The 23,903-nt window shown below is 47.9% G+C and carries 20 protein-coding genes and 1 riboswitch; of the genes, 4 read left to right on the forward strand and 16 right to left on the reverse strand.

Annotation, left to right across the window (positions count from 1 at the left end):
• Positions 1–92: 92 nt before the first annotated feature.
• From dapB to VSQ32_08890, 4 genes are all read right to left on the reverse strand, one after another.
• Positions 93–854, reverse strand: a complete 762-nt coding sequence (dapB, locus tag VSQ32_08875; GenBank protein ID MEH2942973.1) for a 4-hydroxy-tetrahydrodipicolinate reductase — start codon at positions 852–854, stop codon at positions 93–95.
• 157 nt (positions 855–1,011) lie between these two features.
• Positions 1,012–1,902, reverse strand: coding sequence for a 4-hydroxy-tetrahydrodipicolinate synthase (gene dapA / locus VSQ32_08880; protein ID MEH2942974.1), 891 nt, complete (start codon positions 1,900–1,902; stop codon positions 1,012–1,014).
• Positions 1,903–2,097: 195 nt separating this feature from the next.
• Positions 2,098–2,270, reverse strand: a riboswitch (Lysine riboswitch).
• Between the two features lie 57 nt (positions 2,271–2,327).
• The gene (locus VSQ32_08885; GenBank protein ID MEH2942975.1) at positions 2,328–2,813 is read right to left on the reverse strand and encodes a cob(I)yrinic acid a,c-diamide adenosyltransferase; all 486 of its coding nucleotides are present in this window, start codon (positions 2,811–2,813) and stop codon (positions 2,328–2,330) included.
• 177 nt (positions 2,814–2,990) lie between these two features.
• Positions 2,991–3,617, reverse strand: a complete 627-nt coding sequence (locus tag VSQ32_08890; GenBank protein MEH2942976.1) for a single-stranded DNA-binding protein — start codon at positions 3,615–3,617, stop codon at positions 2,991–2,993.
• 194 nt (positions 3,618–3,811) lie between these two features.
• On the opposite strand from VSQ32_08890, the gene VSQ32_08895 reads away from it, so the two are divergent.
• Positions 3,812–4,333 carry a peptidylprolyl isomerase gene (locus VSQ32_08895; protein ID MEH2942977.1) on the forward strand — a complete coding sequence of 174 codons (522 nt, stop codon included), beginning with the start codon at positions 3,812–3,814 and terminating at the stop codon, positions 4,331–4,333.
• Positions 4,334–4,402: 69 nt separating this feature from the next.
• Here VSQ32_08895 and VSQ32_08900 read toward each other — a convergent pair whose 3' ends face one another.
• From VSQ32_08900 to VSQ32_08910, 3 genes are all read right to left on the reverse strand, one after another.
• The gene (locus tag VSQ32_08900; protein MEH2942978.1) at positions 4,403–5,308 is read right to left on the reverse strand and encodes a hypothetical protein; all 906 of its coding nucleotides are present in this window, start codon (positions 5,306–5,308) and stop codon (positions 4,403–4,405) included.
• A gap of 212 nt (positions 5,309–5,520) precedes the next feature.
• A complete protein-coding gene (locus VSQ32_08905; protein ID MEH2942979.1) occupies positions 5,521–6,282 on the reverse strand; it encodes an N-acetylmuramoyl-L-alanine amidase in 762 nt (253 codons plus the stop codon).
• Between the two features lie 187 nt (positions 6,283–6,469).
• Positions 6,470–7,597 carry a hypothetical protein gene (locus tag VSQ32_08910; GenBank protein ID MEH2942980.1) on the reverse strand — a complete coding sequence of 376 codons (1,128 nt, stop codon included), beginning with the start codon at positions 7,595–7,597 and terminating at the stop codon, positions 6,470–6,472.
• Between the two features lie 306 nt (positions 7,598–7,903).
• Here VSQ32_08910 and VSQ32_08915 point away from each other — a divergent pair, with 306 nt between their 5' ends.
• Positions 7,904–8,872 (forward strand): beta-ketoacyl-ACP synthase III, encoded by a 969-nt coding sequence (locus tag VSQ32_08915; GenBank protein MEH2942981.1) that lies wholly within the window; start codon positions 7,904–7,906, stop codon positions 8,870–8,872.
• A gap of 88 nt (positions 8,873–8,960) precedes the next feature.
• Here the strand turns inward: VSQ32_08915 and VSQ32_08920 are convergent, their stop codons facing one another.
• Genes VSQ32_08920 through hflX form a run of 4 tightly spaced genes read right to left on the reverse strand, consistent with a single transcriptional unit; the run spans position 8,961 to position 13,788 of the window.
• Positions 8,961–10,868: a hypothetical protein gene (locus VSQ32_08920; GenBank protein MEH2942982.1), complete on the reverse strand. Its 1,908-nt coding sequence runs from the start codon at positions 10,866–10,868 to the stop codon at positions 8,961–8,963.
• Positions 10,843–11,742 carry an ABC transporter ATP-binding protein gene (locus tag VSQ32_08925; GenBank protein ID MEH2942983.1) on the reverse strand — a complete coding sequence of 300 codons (900 nt, stop codon included), beginning with the start codon at positions 11,740–11,742 and terminating at the stop codon, positions 10,843–10,845. The genes VSQ32_08920 and VSQ32_08925 overlap by 26 nt, the downstream gene beginning before the upstream one ends.
• The gene (gene yaaA, locus VSQ32_08930; GenBank protein ID MEH2942984.1) at positions 11,735–12,499 is read right to left on the reverse strand and encodes a peroxide stress protein YaaA; all 765 of its coding nucleotides are present in this window, start codon (positions 12,497–12,499) and stop codon (positions 11,735–11,737) included. The genes VSQ32_08925 and yaaA overlap by 8 nt, the downstream gene beginning before the upstream one ends.
• Positions 12,499–13,788 carry a GTPase HflX gene (hflX, locus tag VSQ32_08935; GenBank protein MEH2942985.1) on the reverse strand — a complete coding sequence of 430 codons (1,290 nt, stop codon included), beginning with the start codon at positions 13,786–13,788 and terminating at the stop codon, positions 12,499–12,501. The genes yaaA and hflX overlap by 1 nt, the downstream gene beginning before the upstream one ends.
• A 311-nt stretch (positions 13,789–14,099) precedes the next feature.
• Here hflX and VSQ32_08940 point away from each other — a divergent pair, with 311 nt between their 5' ends.
• On the forward strand, positions 14,100–14,840 hold the full coding sequence (locus tag VSQ32_08940) for a NifB/NifX family molybdenum-iron cluster-binding protein (GenBank protein ID MEH2942986.1): 741 nt from the start codon (positions 14,100–14,102) through the stop codon (positions 14,838–14,840).
• Positions 14,841–15,138: 298 nt separating this feature from the next.
• Here the strand turns inward: VSQ32_08940 and galT are convergent, their stop codons facing one another.
• Both galT and VSQ32_08950 read right to left on the reverse strand, forming a co-directional pair.
• Positions 15,139–16,641, reverse strand: coding sequence for a UDP-glucose--hexose-1-phosphate uridylyltransferase (gene galT, locus VSQ32_08945; GenBank protein MEH2942987.1), 1,503 nt, complete (start codon positions 16,639–16,641; stop codon positions 15,139–15,141).
• A gap of 43 nt (positions 16,642–16,684) precedes the next feature.
• A complete protein-coding gene (locus VSQ32_08950; GenBank protein MEH2942988.1) occupies positions 16,685–17,968 on the reverse strand; it encodes a galactokinase family protein in 1,284 nt (427 codons plus the stop codon).
• Between the two features lie 325 nt (positions 17,969–18,293).
• Here VSQ32_08950 and VSQ32_08955 point away from each other — a divergent pair, with 325 nt between their 5' ends.
• Positions 18,294–19,292, forward strand: coding sequence for a LacI family DNA-binding transcriptional regulator (locus VSQ32_08955; GenBank protein ID MEH2942989.1), 999 nt, complete (start codon positions 18,294–18,296; stop codon positions 19,290–19,292).
• Between the two features lie 44 nt (positions 19,293–19,336).
• On the opposite strand, the gene VSQ32_08960 is transcribed toward VSQ32_08955, so the two are convergent.
• From VSQ32_08960 to VSQ32_08970, 3 genes are read right to left on the reverse strand one after another with little or no spacing between them, the layout of a single operon-like run.
• Positions 19,337–20,323, reverse strand: a complete 987-nt coding sequence (locus VSQ32_08960) for a tetratricopeptide repeat protein (protein ID MEH2942990.1) — start codon at positions 20,321–20,323, stop codon at positions 19,337–19,339.
• Between the two features lie 45 nt (positions 20,324–20,368).
• On the reverse strand, positions 20,369–21,397 hold the full coding sequence (locus VSQ32_08965) for a DMT family transporter (protein MEH2942991.1): 1,029 nt from the start codon (positions 21,395–21,397) through the stop codon (positions 20,369–20,371).
• Between the two features lie 6 nt (positions 21,398–21,403).
• Positions 21,404–23,869: a glycogen/starch/alpha-glucan phosphorylase gene (locus VSQ32_08970; GenBank protein ID MEH2942992.1), complete on the reverse strand. Its 2,466-nt coding sequence runs from the start codon at positions 23,867–23,869 to the stop codon at positions 21,404–21,406.
• Positions 23,870–23,903: the final 34 nt, after the last annotated feature.

A 23,903-nucleotide genomic window follows, 5' to 3' on the forward strand; every position in this document is an offset into this window, starting at 1 on the left:
GTTTTCTCACTTTATCTGTTCTCTGTCCCTGCTGTCTGGCACAGTTTCCAAAGAACTGTCTTACCGCCCGCCTGTGCCTGACATAGGGTAAATTATCCTGCTTCAATCACATCTTTCATGTCATAATTTCCTGCCGGTTTTCCTGCCAGAAACTTTGCCGCTTCCACTGCGCCTTTTCCAAAAATTCCTTTGGAATAAGCAGTGTGGCGGATTTCTATGACCTCGTCCAGTCCGGCAAAAATCACTTCATGTTCCCCCACAATACTGCCGCCCCGGACTGCCTGAATGCCGATTTCATTTTTTTCCCGCTTCTTTCTTTCCTGTGTACGGTCATATTTATACTGATACGCATTTTCCAGTGCTTCGTTGATGGAATCTGCCAGTGCCAGCGCTGTTCCGCTGGGCGCGTCCACTTTCTGATTATGGTGCTTTTCCACAATTTCCATATCAAAACCTGCCGGCGCCAGTATCCTGGCTGCCTTTTGCAGCAGCTCCATCAGGACATTTACCCCCAGAGACATGTTGGCAGACTTCAGTACGGCAGTTTTCCTGCCTGCCTCTTCCACTTTCCTGTTCTGTTCCTCGCTTAACCCTGTGGTACATAAAACCACCGGAAGCTGATGCTGCACACAATACTTAAGCAGGCTGTCCACTGCAGAAGCTGCCGCAAAGTCCACCACCACATCGGCCTCCACTTTGCAGTCTTCAATCCTCTGAAACACCGGATAGGAATTTTCAATTCCATCATACGGGTCAATACCTGCCACAATCTGAATATCGCTGTCCTCCTGGCAGATGGAAGAAATTACCTGTCCCATCCTGCCATTACAGCCATGCATAATCATTTTTACCATTTCTGTTTTCCTCCTGTGTATATAAAAAAGAATGCGCTATGCGCATTCTCCGCGCGCGAGCGGATTGCGCAGCAATAAACATCAACCCCGCGAGCCGGGGCAGACCCTTTGCTGCATAAAACTGAGCTGCCCTGCAAACGGACAGCTCTTAAAAATGTCAGGCCAGCGGAATGCCAAATTCTTTCATAGCCTTTGATAATTTTTTCACATTCTCAGGCTCCATCTCGCTTAAAGGTGCCCGCAGAGAACCTGTATTCCATCCCATCAGATTCATTGCTGCTTTTACCGGAATTGGATTCACCTCACAGAACAGGGCATCCACCAGGGGAAGAGCTTTTATCTGCATTTCCAGTGCCTCCTTGTGGTTTCCGTTCAGATAATTCATTACCATATCATGGGTGAATTTGGGGGCAATATTGGAGAGAACGGAAATTACCCCGATTCCACCGCAGGCAAGCAGAGGAATTACCTGCCCATCCTCACCGGAATAGACGTCAAAATCTCCCTGTGTCTGCTCCATCAGTTTCAGTGTATAGGAAATATCTCCTACGGCGTCTTTCATTCCCACAATATGCTCCACTTCCCGGTTCAGGAAAGCCGCTGTTTCCGCTTCAATCCTGCAGCCTGTTCTGCCCGGAATATTGTACATGATAATGGGAATATCCACATATTTTGCCACCCGGATATAATGTTCAATCAACCCTTTCTGGGTGGCTTTGTTATAGTAGGGGGTTACCACCAGCAGTCCGTCCGCACCCACAAGCTGAGCCTGGTAGGAAAGTTCCACGGCTGTCCGGGTACAGTTCGAACCGGTTCCCGCAATCACCGGAATCCGTTTATCCACAATGGCAACTGCAGCCCGTATTACTTCCAGATGTTCCTCCACGGTCAGGGTGGATGCCTCTCCGGTGGTTCCTGTAATAATAATACTGTCTGTTTCATTCTGAATCTGGTCTTCCAGAATTTCCGCCAGTTTATCGTAATCCACTTCCAGATTTTCCTTCATTGGTGTAACAAGCGCTACGCCTGCGCCTTTAAAAAGTGCCATATACTTTCCTCCTTAAATTGATGAAAAACTTCGTCTGCGGGATTCCCCCACTGAGTGGGATAATTGTTTTTTGCCTTACAGAAAATACTTTCACACGTTAGCGGAAAAGGTATTTCCTGTAAGATAAAGAAAGCCGACTGGACAAGTCGGCTTAAAGATTCTGACATTTGCAAAAAACCCTGTTCTCTGCTTATAATCCATGATAGCACTCCATCCACTGATGACAGTCATATAATTATTCACTATATGCCCAAGAATCTCTCTTCAGGAAAAGAACTTCTTTCGGCGTTCTTCCCTTTCAGTTATCATCCTCTGTGCCTGTCACATCCGATAAGCTACTCATGAATCACGCAACCTCTATCTATTCATATGTTCTGCTAACGCTAATATAGCATTTTCCAGTCATAATGTCAACAGCGATGTCATCAATCTGCATGGATTTCATAAATTTTTTCCGCATATTTACGCAGCGCGTCGTTCATATGTTTTCCGGTAAACAGAATCTCCGTATCCTCCGAACTTGCGTTCATCAGATTATCCAGCTCTTCTGCGGAAATCATTCCGTTGTCCAGAAGTTCCAGAAAACTGTCCAGTATCAGCAGATTACATTCTCCTGTAACCAGAACTTTTCTGGCAAAATTAAACCCGTTGCGTATATTCATGCTCTCTTCCTGCTGCTCCTCACTGGAAAGCTCCGAAAAATCTTTCTCAAATCTTGCAAAGGAGAAAAACTTTACTTCCGGTTCCAGCCGGCTCAGCAGCTGTTCTGTCTCTTTTTCTTTTTTTCCTTTCATAAACTGAATGATGATGGAATTTCTCCCCTGGCCTGCAGACTGTATGGCATATCCAAGGGCCGCTGCCGTTTTACCTTTCCCATTACCGCAATAAACAGTAACTTTTTTCTTACACATGTCATTTTCCTTTCTTACAATGCAAATCGTAACGGTGCAAAGCAGTTGCTCCAAATCTTTTCTTAAAATAACACAAACCACTGGAAAATGCAAATTTTTGTCAAATCTATGTCTGTTAATAACGTCTTTTCGTTATGTATAAACTGTTTTTTATTTTATATTTTTATCTTTTTTCAATTATTCTATATATTCCACTTTACTTACAGATACTTCATAGGCAACTCTGTGTTCCACTTCCGTCTCTGAAAGTTTCTTCACATATTCCCTGCTCTGAATCCTTCCGTATACCTGCACATGACCACCCACTTCAAATCCGGAGGCGTATCTGGCATTTCTTCCCCAGCAGATACATGGGATATAATCGGATTTCCCATAAGAGCGGTTCACTGCTATGAGTAAATCTGCAATCTCTCTTCCGAGAGGTGTTTTCCGGTAAATGGGATCTTTACAGATATATCCATCCAGAAAAATCTGATTGCTTTTCTCCCCCTCAGGAATCTCATCTACAAATTCCAGTTCTCTTACAAATACGGACAGTACCAGACGATTCTTTTTCTCCTCGTGTCTGTTGTAGGAGCGGAACTGTCCATCCACCCGGATGTACTGCCCTATGTAACTGCTCTGTGTGTCAATCAGGCGTTCGGAAATCATCATCGGGATAATGTCTGCAAAATTACTCAGCCTGTTTACCGATACTTCTACCATATAAAAGCCTTCCCCAAACACCTCGTGGCTATACTGGAAATCTGAAACGATTTCACCTGTGATTGTAACCTGATTGTTTTCAAATATTTTATCTGCCATGAGTATTAGTCCCCTTTCGTATATCGACGGCACATCGATGAAGTATAAATTTTTCTAAAAGAATACCATTGGCTTTCTGAAAATATTCGCACTTCTTGTCGACAGGATTTACTCTTTACGAAAACAGCAATTCCAGGTATAATATCAGATGTAAGACTGACAGATATACTATATTTCGAAAAGAGGTAACGACTATGGCTCAAAATCCAATTGTAACTTTTGAAATGGAAGACGGCGGCATTATGAAAGCGGAACTTTTTCCGCAGACTGCCCCCAACACTGTAAATAACTTTATCAGCCTTATTCAGAAGGGCTATTATGACGGTCTCTGCTTCCACCGTGTAATCAGAGGATTTATGATTCAGGGCGGATGTCCGGAAGGCACCGGAACCGGCGGCCCCGGCTACAGTATCCGGGGAGAATTTTCCCAGAACGGCTTTGACAATGATTTAAAACACAATGCCGGAGTCCTTTCCATGGCACGTACCATGGCTCCTGATTCGGCAGGTTCCCAGTTCTTCATCATGCACCAGAACTCTCCCCATCTGGACGGAGCCTATGCCGCATTCGGACAGATCACAGAAGGGATGGAAGTTGTCAACGGGATTGCGGAAACCGCAACAGATTATTCCGACCGGCCCATGGAACCCCAGGTGCTGAAAAAAGTTACAGTTGAAACCTTTGGAGAAACCTATCCGGAACCGGAAACCTGTTAAAAAGTCTGTTTTCATCTGTTACGGATTTTCTCTCATACAGGAAATCCGTAACAGGAACGGAAACTGTACTTACTGAATCACTCCCGCCAGTTTTAAAATCAGTCTGGCCGTTCTCGCCAGTTCCTGCTCAAAAAACACGCTTTTCCCCCTGATATTCTTCCCAAGGTATTTCTGAACCTCTGCTCCGGCCCTGCCGGTTCTTCCGGCCGCCTGCAGCCAGGGATGATAGGGCACAGCTCCCAGCATATCTTCATCCACCCGGTAAATCCGCTCCAGGTTCTTCCTTGTATACAGGCTGTTCTCAAAGTAATTGCCTATCAGAAAAAAGGTTTTCCCCCGGAATTTGGGCGGATTCCTGTAATATTCCCCGATTAATTCCGATTCCTGATTCATGTTCAGCACACAGACGTCAGCTTCTGACAGAAGATTCCGGGCAACGTCATCTTTCCTGCTGCCGCAGTCCACAAACATAACATCAAAACAATGCTCCACTGCATCCAGCACTCTTTTCAGCCCTGTAAAAAGAGGGTCTTCCTGCCACCATTCCCGTTCCTTTCTCCGGCTTCCGGGCAGACAGTACAGGCTTCCTGCCAGAATCTGGCGCATATTGCCCCGGATGACCGGTGCAGTCAGTTCTTCCGGCATCATGCTCAGCAGACAGTCCAGACCTCCTGCCAGAAAATACTCCTGCTGTTCGGCTGCCAGCAGGCAGTCTTCTTTCTGACTGCCTGTAAGAAAACTGCTGTCCGCAGACAGCCCCTGAGGTCTCCGGCCGCCGGCAGATCCATTTGCCTGCTCCAGCTGCGTCCGACTCCGTTCCCCTCGCAGGAAATCCTGCTCCAGCTCTTCCCCGCTGTAACCGCCGGGAACTACTGCAACACACAGAGGATACTTTAACGCGCAGGCACAGGCCACCAGCCCCGTATGCCAGGCGGTTGCTGTCTGTTCCTCTTCACTCCAAAACGCTATTTTCATTTTTCTCTCCTTGTTTTACAGAAGGGGAGCATTCTCGCGTCAGGTATCTGAAATAAATCCGGAAACGAATCATGTTTTACAATTTATATCTGGAAATTCCGTACAGAGATTTCGGTACGTTGAACAAAAGATATGTTTATCATACAGAAATCTTCCGGAATTGTAAATATGATTTTGCCGATTTTATAAAAAGTTTAGAATAATCTGTTTCACTATTCCATATTGACTACCAGCGTATCATATCCGTCCTGCCGAAGCCGGTTCTGAAGAGCCCTGGCATCATCCAGACTGTCTTCTCTTCCGGCAACCACCGCATAATACGGCCCTTCCCGCCGTACGGTGGCCAGATATCCCTGGCTTTCCAGCTGTTCTCTCATATATTCCGCATTGGATTCATAACGGTACAGGCCCACCTGCACTCCGTATTTTCCGGAAGATCCGGTCAGGGGGATTGCCTGTTCCACCCCTGTCACAATGGCGTCCACCATTTCATCAAAACGCTGGTCAAACATCTGGTTATCTCCATCGTGGTTGATAAACCCAAGTTCCATCAGCACAGCCGGCATCTGTGTTCTTCTGAGCACCACCAGACCAGGGCGCTCCACCACTCCCAAATCCTTAAATCCAAATTTAACAAGCTGATCATTGATGGTCCTTCCCAGTCTTTCCGCCTCCGTACCTGTCTCATATACCAGCGCCTGTGTCCCGTTGTAAGTATTTGGCGTGGCTCCGGAATTCCGGTGGAAAGAAATAAAATAATCCGCTCCGGAACGGTTGGCAATCTGAGCCTTTTCAAAAGGCGAGTCGTAACGGTCTGTGGTTCTTGTATACAGCACATTGTACCCGGCGTTTTCCAGTTTTTCTCCCACTGCAAGAGCTACCCGCAGAGTATCGTCTTTTTCTCTCCTTCCATTATAGGAAGCCCCGTTATCATAGCCCCCGTGCCCGGCGTCCAGAATTATTGTAACTGCCATGATTTCTCCTTTCTGTGCCTGTTTACGGCACAAACAGGTATTTTCCTCTATAGTATGCAGATACAGGCAAAATGTGTCTGGAAACAGACGTTTCTGATTGTCCCGGAATCAAAGAGAGGCTTCCGGCACAATAAATGTACCGGGAGCCTCTGTCTGCAAAACGCCAGGTTCCTCATGAACGAGAGATTCAGGGCGTTGAAGCGGATTTCTTCTCTCTGAGCGCATTATATCCTCTTACCAGAAATTCTGTCACAATCATTGACAGCAGCGCAAGAAGCCAGCATTCATAACTTTTAAAGCTCTCATACCCGTTCATTCCAAGAGCAATAAAAAATACAATTATATGCAGCGCATAATATTTGGAAATATGTTTGCTGTAATACAGAATCTGCCTGGCAACAGGGTTCCCTGATCTGCCCGTTTCCCTATCCTTACTGCCGATTCTTTCCATAAAGAAAAAGATTATGGCAAGCAGAATAATATGCGCCATGCCTGCCGCCACATGCCAGGGGTCCGGCTGTGTATATGCGTCGCCCAGCACCCTCCGCATTTCTGATATGTCCGAACCATATTTCCCAAATACCTGTACCCACCATGCGATGACGAGCAGGACACAGGGAATGGCCAGCAATCGGTAAAACCGCGCTTTATCTTTCACATGACGCAGAATTTTGCCGAAAGCAACGCCGAACAGCGCATAGGACAGAAAATAAAGGGGCGTAAAAGAAACGAAATCTGCTTCTCCAATCAGGAGTTTTATCACATACCCAAATACCGGCACATTCACAGGCGTTCCATAAAGAAAGGGAGCTGCCATGCTGACTGCCGCACCGATGATTATATACCAGACAGCTTTCATCTTCAGTTTCTGAAACAGTGCCAGTACAAAATATATGATTCCGGTAATAAAAAAGATATTGGTATACTGAATGTACAGTTCCGCCAGAAACCGGACATTCTCTCTCCCGGTTTCCGACAGAGTTTTGTATACGAAAGGATAAGGGAGCAGCAGCGCAGCCACATACAAAATGTTGTTCAGATACTGATAAATCACCATGCGTATACCGTTTTTTACAAATGCCGCCGGTGCTGTCTCCCTGCTGTAAACAGTCCCGACTCCCAAAACGAAGATAAAAACAGCCGCACCGGACATTGTCGCAAACATATAGATTCCCTGAGTTATGAAATCCTCCTCGGACAACGTCGCCTGAAAGGCATGAATCAGGTATATAAGCACCATAAAAATCCCTTTCAGATAATCAAACTCCCTCTGCCGCCCGGTATTTATTTCTTCCTGTGAAAAAATTCTGTTCATCTTTTTCGCCCTTCCTGATGGGGAAAACCGCATATGCCGTATCCCTTACTCTCGTTTTTGCTGTCTTCCGGTCTTCTTTTACCGATATCCTGCTTTTCATAAAAATTTATATTTTGCAGTCAGATTATTATAGCAAATAAAAATTTCGATTTGAGCCGCATGGTATGATTCGCAGTTTTTACAGTATCATTTACAGGAAATCAAAACGGCATTTTATTGCGTTTTCCCATTGACAAATCTCCCTCTGACGTTTATAGTGATTGTATATTATTTTGATTATCAAACTATATAGATAAGGAAACAATTATGAGAGCAAAAATTATCGGAACCGGAAGCTGCCTTCCGGAGAAAATTATAACAAATGAGAATCTTTCCGCCATAATGGACACCAGCGACCAGTGGATTCAGAGCCGGACCGGTATCCGGGAGCGTCATCTGGTATCTTCAGAAACTGAAACCACCATTTCCCTTGCCGTTCAGGCAGGCAGGGAGGCTCTGGAAGACGCAGATATTCTTCCGCAGGAGCTGGATTTAATTATAGTGGCCACGGTTTCTTCCGATTATATCACTCCGGCCGCCGCATGTCTGGTACAGAAAGAACTGGGAGCCTGCCACGCCGCTGCTTTTGACATAAATGCCGCCTGTTCCGGTTTTCTGTATGCCCTGAACACGGTGGATGCTTATATTCAGGCAGGTATTTACCGCACTGCCCTGATTATCGGCGTGGAAACATTGTCCAAACTTCTGGACTGGTCTGACCGCTCCACCTGCGTTCTCTTCGGAGACGGCGCCGGTGCGGCAGTGGTAAAAGCCGCGGAAAACGGAATGATTGCTTCTCTGCAGGGCTCCGACGGCAGGGGAAGCCATGTGCTGGTATGCAAAAACCGCACCAGCAACAACCCCTGGATTTCCACTGACAAGTCCCTGGATTATCTGTATATGGACGGTCAGGAAGTCTTTAAATTTGCTGTAAAAAAAGAAACGGAATGTATTCAGGCACTTCTGGCCCAGGCCGGTATGGCCCTTTCCGAGGTGACGTATTTCCTGCTTCATCAGGCCAATTACCGGATTATCGCCTCCATTGCCCGGAAATTAAAACTTCCTCCGGAAAAATTCCCCGCGAATGTAGCGCACTGCGGAAATACTTCTGCCGCCAGTATCCCCATCCTGCTGGACGAAGTGCACAAAGCAGGAAAACTGTCTCCCGGAGATATTCTTCTCCTGTCAGGATTCGGAGCGGGACTCACCTGGGGAGCCGCACTGCTGAAATGGTAAAAAGGCTGTTGCAGGATGAAATTATCGAAATGGTACGCATTACTGTAATTTTTCCGGCTGCATGAAATATAGCAGAAGATATGGAATTTCAAAATTCCATATCTTCTGCTATATTCTGAAATTCCCGTTCTGTCATAATATGCTCATTCCCATCCAGTATCCCAAGCTCCCGCAGCAGGTTTATGGTTTTCTCACAGCCTCTGGTCAAAGGCACTGTGATGTACTCCGGGTATTTTCCGGTGTAAAAACTTTCTCCCATTTCCTGAAAGGTTCTGGTTCCTTTGGGCAGTCTGTAACTGAATGCGAGGAAATCCGCATAATTTTCCGTATCCCGCTTCTTATATTCCCAGGGATAAATCCGATAATTGCCGGACAGGATATCCTCTTTCAGAGCCTGATACATTCTTTCCTCTTCTTCCTCCGACAACTCATGGCTCCGATATTCTCCTTTTCCGTTAATATGATGGAAACTGCTCTCTCCGGTCAGTTTCAGCTGTTCCGGTGCGGCAGAAAAATAGTATTCCAGATATTTCCGGGGATTGTATTCCAGGGCAAACAGTTTTCCCATGGCTCCCTCTGAATCTTCCACATAACAGTCCTCCAGGGGCAGATCATAGGAACGGGTCAGGCTTCTGCCGTTTTTCAGCCGATACGTCAGACTCCATTTCATTGCAGAACGTTTCTCTCTGTCCCGGCAATTTTCCTGAAAATACTGCTCAAATTCCTTCCTGGATTGGATGACACACTGATGAACCTCCAGACACCTGCGGATTTCCTCCGGTTTTTCCAGATACATCCGGTAACTTCCTTCCAGATAAATACCTGAAATTTCCTCTTCTTCCGGCACCTTCTGTTCCAGCTTTAACACATCCTTTTCCACACACACCAGAAACAATACCAGAACCGCCAGAAACAGACCGCATTCTTTCAGACGTTTTCCGGTAAACACCAGAAATTTTTTGCGGATTATCATCTCACAGAGAAAAAATCCTCCGGCCGCCGTCACGCTGCCGAACAGCAGTACAAACCGGAACAGATTTCCAAACCTGTCTGGAAACAGCATTCCCCACACCATGTACGTACAGAATCCTCCGGCCGCAATTCCGCCGCACCAGCGGAACACCGGTTTCAGCCAGGAAATGGCAACCACATCCGATGCCGCCTCCAGATTCCGGCTCCTGTATATTGCCAGAGCCGCTCCTGTCAGCAGACATGCCAGAAGTCCGTACCAGAACAGACAGTCCGTGCCCTGAATCTCCGGTATGGCAAATTCCTGATTGTTCTCCCGTACGGCAAGCTGTATATTTTTCTGCAGAAAAGATATGGGCGACAGCCAGTCCCCCCAGGATTCTCCTGTCTCCCGGTTCATGCCGTACACCAGCATTCCCATGGTGGCGCTGACAATGCTGACCACTCCTTTATACAGATAATTCAGGGCCACGTAACAGATTGCCCCAACAGCAGCCTGTCCCGTAAGCATGGCCGCAAACACAGCCAGACTGTAGGCCAGAAAGGCTTCTCCCGCTGCCAGTCCCAGCCATCGAAGCAGATATTCCAGATGGGTAATCCCATGTCCAAACCACACGAATACAGTTACCACAAATGCCAGGAACTGAGGAATCAGCAAAAACAGCAGCCCGGAAATATAATTTGTCAGAAAAAGGGCTTCCCGCCGCACCGGCAGCGCGTGTATCATATTGGCGCTCCTGGACTGGTACAGGTAGGAAAATACCGCGATTCCGCTGACAGCCCCAAATAAAAATACCGGCCAGGGGGAAATGGCGGGAGAAAGGCTTTCCACCGCATACCGCAGCTTTTCCGCCTCCTGCCTGGCCTGTTCCAGTGCCCCCGCTTCCGTATACGCATGTATCTGCAGCCAGGTATAGCCCGGAAGTATCCACAGACATACCAGAAGCCAGGAAAACCATATCGGCCAGTAACTCCTGACATTTTTACGGAATATGGTACTGTTAAAGCAGAATTTCCTGAATCCCATAATCTGCCCCTCCCATCTCATAAATGAAAATTTCCTCCAGAGTCAGAGGCAGCACATCTACAAACAGCGGATGCAGCTTTTCCAGCTCTCCTCTGGCTTTTTCGGAATCCCCCTTTACAATCATGGTATACACCCGCCCAAGATTGGACATATGAAGCACCTGAAAGGTTTCCGGCAATATGGGCATTCCCTGTTCAAATGCTGTCTGAACTTTTGACACGCATCCCTGCAGTTCCTGCAGAGAGCGTTCCATCCGGATTCTGCCCTGATGCATGATTCCCACATAATCACATACTTCTTCCAGCTCCCGCAGATTGTGGGAGGACACCAGTACCGTCATGCCCCGTTTCTTTTTTTCAGCCAGAAGCAGATTCCAGATTTGCCTGCGCATGACAGGATCCAGACCGTCCACCGGCTCGTCCAGAATCAGAATCCCGGGACTGCTGCAAAGCCCAAGCCAGAAAGACACCTGCTTTTGCATACCCTTTGACAGCTTCCGGATTCTGCGCTTTACATCAATATTCCGAAACACTTCCTGCAGCTTTTCAAAGAGTTTTTCGTCAAAACCGGGATAAATCCCTTTGTAAAACCCTTTCATTTCCAGTGTGTCTGCCTGCTGGAAATAAAACAGGTCATCCGAAATCAAAATCATATCCTTTTTCACATCCGGCTGTTCATATACGGGCTTTCCCTCCACCAGAACACTTCCCTCGTCCTGCCGGTAAATGCCCATAATATGCCGCAACAGCGTGGTTTTTCCGGCGCCGTTCGGCCCCACCAGCCCATAGATGCTCCCGCCCGGCACATGCATGTCCACACCGTCCAGGGCACAGAATTCTCCAAAGTTTTTCCTCAGGTTTTCTACTCTAATCATGTCTGTCATCCTTTTTCTCCTTCAGAAATACATATGTATTTTTATCGGAAAATTCTTCTGTATACCGATAGCCCAGGCCCTGAAATTCTTTGATTCCCTCCCGGTGCTCCACACGGTTTCCGGCCAGGAAACGCACCATCTCCCCGCGGGCCATCTTCACCTGCGTTCCCTGTTCCACCACTTTTCCGTCTTTTAATTCTCCGAACCGGCAGGTCAGAAACAAATCCTGTGACGTCAGATATTCACACAGGCAGCGGCTGTATTCCCTGGAAGCCAGGTTCAGCACAAAATCTGTTTCCCGGTAAACCTCCTGGCAGATATCCCGGCCCCAGTAATCATACAGATTCCGGTACCGGCCCATCTGAATCCTGGCCTGCATTTCCAGCCGGTAGGGCACAACTCCGTCAAAGGGCCTTAAGACCCCGTAAAAGCCTGACAGAATGCGGAGATGATTTTTAACGTATTCCAGGGACTGGTCTTCAAATACCGCCGGAGCCATATACTGATACTGGATGCCTTCATAGGCCAGCAGAGCAGGCGTCAGGTCCCTCTCCAGCTCCATTCCGGCAAACCGTTCAAAATTCAGCTTCGCAATCCTGTCATTGCATTTCCACAGAGTTTTCGCTTCCTGGTACGTGAGGCTCTGCACGTAAGTTTTCAGCTTTTCTGTTTTCTTAAGAAACACCGGCAGCCCGTCGTATGCCAGCGTGTCCCTGTCCTGCTTCATTTTCTTTGCGGGGGAGATGATAATTTTCATCATGACATCTCTCCGGTCTGTTTATCCGAAACCAGCATATGTTTCTCCAGATTTTGATACAGCTCCGCAGGAACAAATGCTTTTACATAAATGCCCTGTTCCTGATATGCTTCCTCCAGCAGTTCGCCGTATTTGCGGATAACGGGAATATGACCTCCCTGGTCATAGGGAAACACGCCTTCCAGAAGACGTTTGTCCTCCCGCAGAATTTCCTCCAGAGCTTCTTTCAGTTCTTCCAGTCCCTGACCGGACCTGGCAGAAATTTTCAGGGATTTGTCCGCCTGAAAATCCTTCTGCCCCTCCTGCTCTTCCACTTTATCCTGTTTGTTAAAGAGGGTTATGGTTTTCTTTCCCGATACGCCCAGATTCCGCAGTGTCTCATATACAATCTCCATCTGCTTTTCCCTCTGAGGACTGGAAGCGTCCACCACATGCAGAATAATGTCCGCATACCTGGCTTCTTCCAGGGTACTCCGGAATGCTTCTATCAGATGATGGGGCAGTTTCCGGATAAATCCTACCGTATCGGTGAGCAGGATTTCCTGTCCGCTGTCCAGCTTCAGATTTCTGGTGGTGGGGTCCAGCGTGGCAAACAGCTTATCTTCTTCCAGCACCGATGCATGGGTGAGATGATTCAGCAGGGTGGATTTCCCTGCATTGGTATATCCCACAATGGCCGCCACTTTTGTCTGGTTGTGTTCCCGCTGCCCTCTGGTAATCTCCCGATGCTTCTGCACCTGTACCAGTTCCCGGTTTAACTGGGCAATCCTGCTTTTAATCAGCCTCCGGTCCATTTCCAGCTTTTTCTCACCTGGCCCTCTGGTACCGATGCCGCCGCCCAGCCGGGACAGGCTGATTCCAAGGCCTGTCAGGCGGCTCATCCGATACTTTAACTGAGCCAGCTCCACCTGTATTTTTCCTTCGCTGGTGGAAGCTCTGGCCGCAAAAATATCCAGAATCACCAGCGTCCGGTCCATCACTTTGCATTCCAGCACATCTTCCATATTCCGAAGCTGGGCCGGGGACAGCTCGTCGTCGCAGACAATTCCGTCCGCCTCCAGTTCCTGTATCATCTGCTGCAGCTCCTGCAGCTTTCCTTTTCCCACATAGGTACCAGGATGTATGGATTCCCGGTTCTGTACGGTGACTCCCACCACCTGCCCGCCGGCTGTTTCCACCAGTTCCGCCAGTTCCGTCAGGGAATCTTCCGTATCGTCATCTTCCTGCAGACTCACTCCCACAAGAATCAGTTTTTCTGTTATTTCTTCTATTTTAAATGGTTCCGGCATAATATTCCTCCTTTGCTCGGCAATGTGTTTCCCGCAGAATCCTGCAGAATACAAATGAAGGGTTGGGTTGCATAAAAGTATAACAATATTCCGGCCCTATGTAAAGAACAAAGCGGACAGGTCCGCTTCAACTCCCTGAATCCCTCATCATGAGGGACCTGGACGGTTTGCTGCGCAGGCGCATTCTTCGCGCGCGAGAGGATTTCGCAGCAATAAATTTCATCTAAAAAGTTTCCGGCGACTAATTATTGACATATGTTAATAACTTCTGTATACTGTTCTTATCAGACAGAACTCAGGAGGAAATCATTATGGCACGTCCCAGCAAACCAAGGCGTGTATGCCGTATGCCGGCCTGCACCTGTTTTTACGCGGGAAATCCCCCGCATTCTGCAGACTGCCGGGGACTGCAGCTCAGTATTGAAGAATATGAGGTAATCCGCCTGCTGGATTATCAGGGGCTCACCCAGCAGGAAGCTGCCGCACAGATGAATACCGGACGCACTACCATACAGGCCCTGTACACACAGGCACGCCGGAAGCTGGCCCGTTTCCTGGTGGAAGGATTTCCCCTTACCATCTCAGGCGGCAGTTATCAGCTCTGTCCCGGCCAAAACTGCCTGAAAAACTGTCAGAACAGAAAAAAAGGAGAATCTATTATGAAAATTGCAGTTACTTACGAAAATGGACAGGTATTCCAGCATTTTGGACACACCAGCCAGTTTAAAGTGTATGAAGTGGAAAACGGAACGATTGTTTCTTCCGAAATTGTGGACACCAACGGACAGGGCCACGGCGCTCTGGCAGGCTTTTTATTCGGCGGCGGCGTGGATGTACTGATTTGCGGCGGAATTGGCGGCGGCGCAAGAAATGCCCTGGCAGAAGCCGGAATTGAACTTTATCCCGGAGCTACCGGAGACGCTGACGCTCAGGTAGAATCTTTCTTAAAGGGACAGCTCGTCTATGACCCCGACACCGTATGCAGCCATCACTCCCACGAAGACGGTCATGACTGCGGAAATCACGGCTGCGGTTCGGAAAGCTGCCACTAAATTCAGGACCGAAGCGGACAGGTCCGCATCAGCTCCCTGAATCCCTCATGAATGAGGGATCTGGACGGTTTGCTGCGCCGAGTGCAGTCGCTTTAGCGACTAATACCTGTTGCACGAGTGCGCATATTACTTTTCTCTTATAGGAAGACACTTTCACACTTTAGCGTGACAAGTTCTTTCCTATAAGAAAACAAAGGCAGGAGCCTGATTCGCTCCTGCCCAAAACCGTATTACAGTTAAAACCATTGTCATCCCCACAGGCACATAGCCCGCATATTGTAAATGTCTCACTCCCCTGTTACCTGTTCAGGCTTTCCACAAACCGGTCAAAGGCTTTCTGACCTTCTTCGTTTCTCTTATAGACCCCTGCATGTTCCAGCACCTGGCTGAACACCAGGGCAATCTCCTTCTGCAGTATATCCATCACATTGTCCTCTGTGATTTCTCCGTATGCGGGAAGGAATTCTTCCACCCAGTCTGCATGTTTTGCAAGGATTTCGTCTGCACGGATATCCTTTTTCTCTACAATGGCCTCTGCCAGCCGCTCCATTTCGTCTTTCAGACGTGCCGGAAGCACCGCCAGGCCCATTACCTCAATCAGGCCAATATTTTCTTTCTTGATATGGTGCAGTTCTGCATGAGGATGGTATACGCCCAGAGGATGTTCTTCTGTGGTGATGTTATTGCGCAGCACCAGATCCAGTTCGTATAAATCTCCCCGTTTTCTTGCAATAGGCGTAATCGTGTTATGGGGTTCCCCGTCTGTCTCTGCAAAAATAAATGCGTCTTCATCCGTATATCCTCTCCAGGATGTCAGAATCTTATCTGCCAGTCCAATCAGGCGCTCCGTATCTTCTCCGGCAATCCGGATCACGGACATGGGCCATTTTACAATGCCGGCCTTTACATCCTCAAAGCCTTTTACTGTAAATTCCCGTTCGACCGGAGCTTTGGCCATGGCAAATTCATAGCTCCCTCCCTGGAAATGGTCATGGCTTAAAATAGAGCCTCCCACAATGGGCAGATCTGCATTGGAGCCCACGATGTAGTGGGGGAACTGTTTTACAAAATCAAACAGTTTGCAGAAAGTCCCATGTTCAATTTTCATGGGTATATGCTGAGAATTAAATACGATACAGTGCTCGTTATAATATACATAGGGAGAATACTGGAATCCCCAGCGGCTGTCCTGAATGGTCACAGGAATAATCCGGTGATTCTGCCTTGCAGGATGGTTGATGCGTCCCGCATACCCCTCATTTTCCACGCACAGCAGACATTTGGGATATCCGCTCTGTTTCGCATTTTTCGCCGCTGCAATGGCCTTCGGGTCCTTCTCCGGTTTGGAAAGGTTGATGGTGATATCCAGTTCTCCGTAAGGAGTCTGCGCTTTCCATTTTACATCTTTTGCAATCCGGTAACGGCGAATATAGTCGCTGTCCTGGCTTAACTGATAGTAGAAATCAGTGGCTGCCCTGGCACCGTCCCGGTAATAAATATCCCAGAACCTCCCAATCACTTCACTGGGCCGGGGCATCAGTTTTGCCATCAGCTTCGTGTCAAACAAATCCCGGTATACCACACCGTTTTCTTCCAGCACCCCATGCTCATACGCATAGTCCAGAAGTTCTTTTAATACCGGCTCCAGTTCCACATTCCGATAAATTTCCTGCGGTTCCTCATATTCTTCTATTTTAAGGGTTTCCAGAAGCTGATTGGTGGTATAAATAATGTCTTCTTCCCCAATCAGTCCCCGCTCCAGTCCATAACAAACCAGTTTTTTAATTGCTTCATTTATCATAAGAATTCCCTCCTTATTTCAGACAATACTCACAGATTCCTGTTCAGTCCAGAACTTTTATTCCGCCGAAAGGCCTTACCTTCAGCACATGGCAGGAACCTTCTCCGTACAGTCCATCCAGTGTTTTCCGGTATTCTTCCACAAAATCATCTGCCACAAATGCCTGAATGGTTCCGGCAAATCCGCCTCCATGCACCCGGCTGATTCCATGGCCGGAAAGAATACTGTCACTGACTGCAAGGCCCATGGAAACACTCTGGTTCTGCACATCTTTATTGGTATAGATATTCTGAAGATATTTGAAGGAAGAATTCCCGGAATCCTGCACCGTATCCAGAAATCCCTGAAAATCCCCTTTTTTCAGTGCGGAAACTTCCTTTTCCACCCGCTTGTCTTCTTCGAAGAAATGAAGGGCCCGCAGTACGGGACGGTCGCCACATGTTCTGCGGATTTCCGGAATTTTTTTATAAAATTCTTCCGCTTTCACTTCCCTCAGAAACCCTTTTCCGAAAAAGTCAGCCACCAGCTTCATTTCCTGGGGAATCAGCGCATACTCGTCCGTCAGGTCCGCATGGGAACCTTTGGTATCCGTAATACAGAGACTGTGGTTGTAAGCGCTGAAATCCACTTCCACCTTTTCCACAACAGGATGTTCCGGATCTGCAAAATCAATATGTATCAGCCCGCCCACGGAACATGCCATCTGGTCCATGAGGCCGCAGGGCTTTCCGAAATATACATTTTCCGCATACTGTGCCACCTGCGCAATTTCCACCGGACTGATGGACATTTCGTTATACAGGCCGGAAATGATGGTTCCCACCAGAACTTCAAAGGCTGCGGAACTTGACATGCCTGCACCGTTTAACACGTCGCTGGTCACATATGCCTGAAATCCTCCGGTTTTATGGCCGTTTTTCTGAAGACCGTACACCATACCCCGAATCAGCCCTGCGGAAGTTCCTTCCTCCCCATTGTTTTTTTCCAGGCTGGAAAGGTCCACGGTAATCATGGGATACCCGTCAGACAGGAGTTTGATCACAGGCTCCTGAGATTTGCTTACCACTGCAATGGCGTCAAGATTGATGGAAGCCGCCAGCACTTCTCCATGCTGATGGTCCGTATGGTTGCCTCCCACTTCACTTCGCCCCGGTGCGCTGAACAGTTCCACCGGCCCTGCTCCGTACAGTTCTTCATACTTGTGAATTGCATCCTGATAACGCCGGTTCTGACAGTCCAGTACCCCTGTGTCCACATATATCTCCTGCAGACGTTCCTGATGCTGCTTTGCTGCAAATTCTTCCAGTAATACTTTTGTTTCTTTCATGATAATGCCCCGCCTTTACTTATTTTTAAATCTGCCTCTCCGGAACCGGTGTTCTGAGGATATACTTCGGAACACCGGAACCCTGCTTTATTTGTATGCATGTTATGATTATATATGCTTTTTAGTAAACAGTCAATATATTTAGTAAATATTTTACAAAAAGTTACTGCAAACTTTCCGGAACGTATTTCTCCTGGATTTTTCATATCTCCAGAACCTGTTCTGGAATATTTTTAGTAAATTTACTAAAATTGCAATTCCCTTTTTACTGATTTTTTGTTATACTGATATCAGAATAATTATGATATATTGTTTGGAGGAATTTATGACAACCATCAAAGATATTGCAGTATCTGCAGGGGTTTCTCCTGCTACTGTTTCCAGAATACTCAACAACGATACCACGCTGAACGTCTCTCCTGAAACGCGGCAGAAGGTGCTGGACACGGCCCACAGCCTGAATTACAGGAAAAAATCCCGTGCTTCCGGCAAATCCGTCTATACTCTTGGCATTGTCCAGTGGTTTTCTCCCCAGCAGGAAATGGAGGACAATTACTATCTGCTGATTCGCCAGGGGATTGAGGATTTCTGTATGCAGAACTGCATTCATGTGGTGCGCACCTACAAGGCAGATGTAAACTATATGGACGCCCTGAAAAATGTGGACGCTCTGATTTGTGTGGGAAAATTCAGTAAAGACGAAATTCAGCGTTTCCGTGAAATGACTTCCAGTATTATCTTTCTGGACATGCCGGTGGAAAATATTGCCATATCCACCATTACACTGGATTTCCAACATGCCATGGAGACAGGTCTTGATTACCTCACTGCCCTCGGCCATACCAGAATCGGTTTTCTGGGAGGAAAAGAATACCTGGCAGACGGCTCCCTGTTTCCGGATGTACGGAAAACTCTGTTTACCGATTATTGCAGGGAACATGGTGTGGACTGTGAATCCTGGATTCTGGAGGGTTCTTTCACCATAGAATCCGGCTATCAGATGATGAACCGGCTGCTGGACCAGGGGAACCTGCCCGGCGCCGTCATTGCCTCCAGCGACCCCATTGCCATCGGTGCGCTCCGGGCTCTGACTGCCAGAAATATTCATGTGCCGGATGACATTTCTCTGATGGGCTTCGACGACACCAGTCTGTCGGCATTTACTGCTCCGCCTCTGACCACCATTCATGCCCCTGCTTACGACATGGGCAGCTTCGGCGCCAATATTGTATTTAATATTCTGAAACTGCAGCCGGCCACTGCCATGAAGATACAGCTTCCCTGCCGGCTGGTGGAACGCCAGTCCTGCCGGAAGATAAATTAAACAGGAGGCTGCCGCACTGATTTCAGTACGGCAGCCTCCTGTTCTTACCGGGTCTGCAGAAACACATATTCTCTCTGAGCCTGTTCATCTTCCGGATAATCCTTCAGATAGGCCAACATTTTTTCTCTGGCTCCCTCAAAATCCAGCATCTGTTCACAGGCAATGACTTCATTGCGCCGAATCTGCTGCTCGTTGGGAGGATTTTCCACCGACAATGCCTGCTGGTAAAAATCCAGCGCCTGGCTGTAATTACCTGCCTCCATCTGGGCGTCTCCCAGGGATACAAGGGTTGACACATCGGAATTATTTTTGGAAATATAGCTTTCATACAGGGCGTCGGCCTGACTGGAATTGCCCTCTGCGTCATATACCTGGGCCATATAAAGCAATGCTTTCACATCCTCCTGATTGATGGCCTGGTCCAGCTCCTTTTTCGCCTGCTCATAATCGCCCTGCAGCAGATAAATATGGCCCCGTTCCCGGTAATCCGCAGCTTTTTCCGGCTTCTGTTTCAATGCTTCTTTCAGCACTTCCTCCGCTTCTGCCGTACAGCCTGCATTCCGGAGATTCTCCCAGGCAGACACATAGATTTCATAACCGCCGCTGTTCTCAAAAGCGTTCCGGTAATCTTTCATGGCCTTTTCCTGGTCCCCTTCTTTCAGATAAATGCAGCCCCGCAGATAACTGGCTTTGGCGTCCTTTTTATTATAATCAATCAGGGCCTTGCAGGTGGTCAGAGCCCCTTCGATGTCTCCGGCCCGGTACTGGGCTGTGGCCTTATAATAGCAGATATCAATTTCCATATCTCCTACCACTGCCTGAGACTGGTCCAGAGCCTTCTGAAAGGCCTCCACCGCTTCCTCATAACTTCCTTCGCTCAGTTTATTAATGCCAAGCTGCCGGTATGCCTGCTGGTTTTCCAATGCTTCTTTGTCCTGGCAGCCTGCCAGGACCGTGCTTCCCAGCAGGGCAAAAGCCAGCAGCAGAGCGGTTTTTCTTTTTATTCTGTGGGACATTCTTCCTGATTTCATTTTACCCTCTCTTTCCGGCTGCTTCCTGTTGATTCTGTCCTCCGTTCACTTTTGTACAGACTCCGGTTCCCGGTCTTTCTTTCGTGATACGGAATTTCCGGGAATCTGCGCCAGAATAATGGCTGCAAACATCAGCACGCACCCGGTTGTTTCCTGCCAGGTCATATGCTGTCCCAGCAGTATCAGGCCTGCCAGTACGGAAACCACGGATTCCAGACTGAGTATCAGGGCCGCCACCGTGGGATTCATGCCCTTCTGCCCCACAATCTGAAGGGTATAGGCCACTCCGCAGGACAGTACCCCCGCGTACAGAACGGGCTGCCAGGCTGCCAGAATATCTGCCAGACGTGGCTCTTCTGTCAGAAACATCCCGATTCCCGACAGCAACCCGCAGACCCAAAACTGAATACAGGACATTTTTACTCCATCCACCCGTTCCGTAAAATAATCAATCACCAGAATATGCACTGAAAACAGAAGCGCTCCGATAAATACCAGAAAATCTCCTTTTCCAATGGGAATGCCTGTAATTAACCGTTCCTGTACCTTCTGTCCGGCGGAACCTGACATACACAGAAAATACAGTCCTGTCAGCGCCAGAACTACACCGGCCCACAGCGTCCATCCGCACTTCTTATGGAAAAACAGCCCCAGAATGGGAACCAGCACAATATAAAAGGCAGTGATAAATCCTGCCTTCCCCACTGTGGTGTAGGCAATTCCCACCTGCTGGAAATTAGTGGCCAGACACAGCAGAATGCCGCAGAGGATTCCTCCTGCTGCCAGTTTCCTGCTGTCAGAAATTTTTTCTGTAATGCCCGACTGTACCTTACTTTCCAATGGCTGTCCCGACCGGCACGGTTCTCTGTTTTCAGACTTTCTGCCCCGGCTGCCGTATTTTTCCAGAAACCAGATACAGGGAATCAGTACCGCGCCGCCCAGGAGGGACCGGACGCAGTTAAAGGTCAGCGGCCCCACGTAATCCATTCCCACGCTCTGAGCCACAAAAGCCACGCCCCAGATACAGGCAGTCAGAAACAGCAGCAGGGAATGTTTTATCTGTAATTTATTCATAGGTTCTTATTTCGGCAGTTCCACTTTTACTTTGTCCAGATGCCAGATATCATCCACATATTCCTGAATGGTACGGTCAGAAGTAAACTTGCCGGAATGAGCCGTATTCAGCATGGCCATTCTGGCCCATCTCTTCTCGTCCCGGTATGCCTGCTCCACCTCTTCCTGTGCTTTTACATAGGAGCGGAAATCTTTCAGAATGAAATAGGTATCCGCATACTGGGTATCCAGGGTATTCAGCAGAGAATTGTACAGGGGACGGAACAGTTCCGTATCATTATGGGAATACATTCCGTTAATCAGCTGCATCAGTACCTGGCGGATATCCTGGTCGCTGTTGAATATCTGCATGGGGGCATAATCCCGTTTCTGCTCATGTTCAATGACCTCCTGAGAGCTCATTCCGAAAATAAAGGCATTTTCTTCGCCCACTTCTTCTACAATTTCCACGTTTGCACCATCCATGGTTCCCAGTGTAACGGCACCGTTCAGCATAAATTTCATGTTTCCGGTTCCGGAGGCTTCCTTGCTGGCGGTGGAAATCTGCTCCGACACATCTGCCGCTGCAAAAATCCATTCTGCGGTAGATACCTTGTAGTCTTCAATAAATACCACTTTGAGCTTTCCGTTGATGGAAGCGTCATTGTTGATGATTTCTGCCACGCTGTTAATGAGTTTGATGGTCAGCTTGGCAATACGGTAGCCTGCCGCTGCCTTTGCCCCGAAAATAAAAGTTCTGGGATAGAAATCCATTTCCGGATGTTCTTTGATTTTATTGTACAGGTACATCACATGCAGAATATTCAGAAGCTGGCGTTTGTACTCATGGAGACGTTTTACCTGTACGTCAAAAATGGAACGCGGGTCCACATTGATTCCGTTGTGCTCACGGATATAAGCTGCCAGACGCAGTTTATTCTGGTACTTGATGTTCATAAATTCCTGCTGTGCCTTTTCGTCGTCAGCGTAAACTGCCAGTCTGGACAGGTGGGGCAGATTGGTTACCCAGTCGTTTCCGATATACTTGTTGACCCACTCGGCCAGCAGCGGATTGCCATGATACAGGAATCTTCTCTGGGTAATTCCGTTGGTCTTATTGTTAAATTTCTCCGGAAACATCTGATAGAACTCATGCAGCTCCTGGTTTTTCAGGATTTCCGTATGCAGTCTTGCCACACCGTTGACGGAACAGCCTGCTGCAATGGCAAGATGAGCCATTTTTACCTGGCCATCGTAAATAATCGCCATCTTCTGAACTTTATAACGGTCTCCCGGGAATTTCTTCTCAATATCCAGGATAAACCGGCGGTTGATTTCCTCAATAATCTGATAAATTCTGGGCAGCAGTCTGGAGAAAATCTCAATGGGCCATTTTTCCAGTGCTTCGGACATAATGGTATGGTTGGTATATGCGCAGGTTCTGGTGGTAATTGCCCATGCTTCCTCCCATTCCATATTTTCCTCGTCCAGAAGAATCCGCATCAGTTCTGCCACTGCCACGGTCGGGTGGGTATCATTTAACTGAATTGCCACTTTTTCCGGCAGTTTGTGCAAATCCGTATGATATTTTTTATAGCGGGCCACTGCACGCTGTACGCTGGCAGATACAAAGAAATACTGCTGCTTTAAGCGCAGTTCTTTTCCCTGAATATGATTGTCATTGGGATAGAGCACTTCCACCAGATTCCGGGCAAGATTTTCCTGCTCCACTGCCTTTTTATAATCGCCCTTGTCAAATGCGTCCAGCTCAAAATACTTTTCCGGCTCCGCATCCCATGCAATCAGCACATTGACCATATTGTTGTTGTAACCTACCACCGGCATATCGTAGGGAACCGCACGGACAGACTGGTATCCTTCATGGATAAATCTGGTTTTACCGTTGGCGTCTCCTTCTGAGCGCACATAGCCTCCGAATTTTACCTGGAAGGTATGCTCCGGCCGGCGCATTTCAAAGGGATAACCGTCTTTCAGCCAGTTATCCGGCTCTTCCATCTGAAATCCGTCTTTAATTTTCTGGCGGAACAGTCCATAGCGATAGCGAATTCCGCATCCGTATGCTCCATAGCCCAGAGTTGCAAGAGATTCCATGAAACATGCTGCAAGCCTTCCCAGACCACCGTTTCCCAATGCCGGATCCGGCTCCTGGTCTTCGATCACATTCAGATCAAATCCGATTTCTTCCAGTGCTTCTTTTACTTCCTTGTATGCAGTCAGGTTAATCAGGTTATTTCCCAGAGCCCGGCCCATCAGAAATTCCATGGACATGTAATATAAAATCTTCGGGTCTTCCTTTTCAAAGGTTTTCTGGGTTGCCAGCCACTGGTCGATAATCACTTCCTTCACTGCCTGAGATACGGCCTGGTATACCTCCTGCTGTGAAGCCTCCTCCAGCGTCTTGCGGTAAAGATTCTTTACGTTGTCCTTAATCTCCTGAATAAACTTTTCCTTTTCAAACATCTTGTTCTGCATTGCTATCTCCTTCCTCTCTGGTGCCTCCGTCTTA

This window comes from Lachnospiraceae bacterium JLR.KK002 (assembly GCA_036941025.1).
GTDB lineage: Bacteria > Bacillota > Clostridia > Lachnospirales > Lachnospiraceae > Petralouisia.

Excerpts from the sequence above, each read along its gene's own strand:
- VSQ32_08955 (MEH2942989.1), top strand. The coding sequence starts at position 18,294 with ATGACAACCATCAAAGATATTGCAGTATCTGCAGGGGTTTCTCCTGCT.
- yaaA (MEH2942984.1), bottom strand. The coding sequence starts at position 12,499 with ATGAAAATTATCATCTCCCCCGCAAAGAAAATGAAGCAGGACAGGGAC.
- VSQ32_08910 (MEH2942980.1), bottom strand. The coding sequence starts at position 7,597 with ATGAACAGAATTTTTTCACAGGAAGAAATAAATACCGGGCGGCAGAGG.
- VSQ32_08905 (MEH2942979.1), bottom strand. The coding sequence starts at position 6,282 with ATGGCAGTTACAATAATTCTGGACGCCGGGCACGGGGGCTATGATAAC.
- galT (MEH2942987.1), bottom strand. The coding sequence starts at position 16,641 with ATGATAAATGAAGCAATTAAAAAACTGGTTTGTTATGGACTGGAGCGG.
- VSQ32_08965 (MEH2942991.1), bottom strand. The coding sequence starts at position 21,397 with ATGAATAAATTACAGATAAAACATTCCCTGCTGCTGTTTCTGACTGCC.
- VSQ32_08960 (MEH2942990.1), bottom strand. The coding sequence starts at position 20,323 with ATGAAATCAGGAAGAATGTCCCACAGAATAAAAAGAAAAACCGCTCTG.
- VSQ32_08895 (MEH2942977.1), top strand. The coding sequence starts at position 3,812 with ATGGCTCAAAATCCAATTGTAACTTTTGAAATGGAAGACGGCGGCATT.
- VSQ32_08890 (MEH2942976.1), bottom strand. The coding sequence starts at position 3,617 with ATGGCAGATAAAATATTTGAAAACAATCAGGTTACAATCACAGGTGAA.
- VSQ32_08940 (MEH2942986.1), top strand. The coding sequence starts at position 14,100 with ATGGCACGTCCCAGCAAACCAAGGCGTGTATGCCGTATGCCGGCCTGC.
- VSQ32_08885 (MEH2942975.1), bottom strand. The coding sequence starts at position 2,813 with ATGTGTAAGAAAAAAGTTACTGTTTATTGCGGTAATGGGAAAGGTAAA.
- VSQ32_08925 (MEH2942983.1), bottom strand. The coding sequence starts at position 11,742 with ATGATTAGAGTAGAAAACCTGAGGAAAAACTTTGGAGAATTCTGTGCC.
- dapB (MEH2942973.1), bottom strand. The coding sequence starts at position 854 with ATGGTAAAAATGATTATGCATGGCTGTAATGGCAGGATGGGACAGGTA.
- VSQ32_08900 (MEH2942978.1), bottom strand. The coding sequence starts at position 5,308 with ATGAAAATAGCGTTTTGGAGTGAAGAGGAACAGACAGCAACCGCCTGG.
- VSQ32_08920 (MEH2942982.1), bottom strand. The coding sequence starts at position 10,868 with ATGGGATTCAGGAAATTCTGCTTTAACAGTACCATATTCCGTAAAAAT.
- hflX (MEH2942985.1), bottom strand. The coding sequence starts at position 13,788 with ATGCCGGAACCATTTAAAATAGAAGAAATAACAGAAAAACTGATTCTT.
- VSQ32_08970 (MEH2942992.1), bottom strand. The coding sequence starts at position 23,869 with ATGCAGAACAAGATGTTTGAAAAGGAAAAGTTTATTCAGGAGATTAAG.
- VSQ32_08950 (MEH2942988.1), bottom strand. The coding sequence starts at position 17,968 with ATGAAAGAAACAAAAGTATTACTGGAAGAATTTGCAGCAAAGCAGCAT.
- dapA (MEH2942974.1), bottom strand. The coding sequence starts at position 1,902 with ATGGCACTTTTTAAAGGCGCAGGCGTAGCGCTTGTTACACCAATGAAG.
- VSQ32_08915 (MEH2942981.1), top strand. The coding sequence starts at position 7,904 with ATGAGAGCAAAAATTATCGGAACCGGAAGCTGCCTTCCGGAGAAAATT.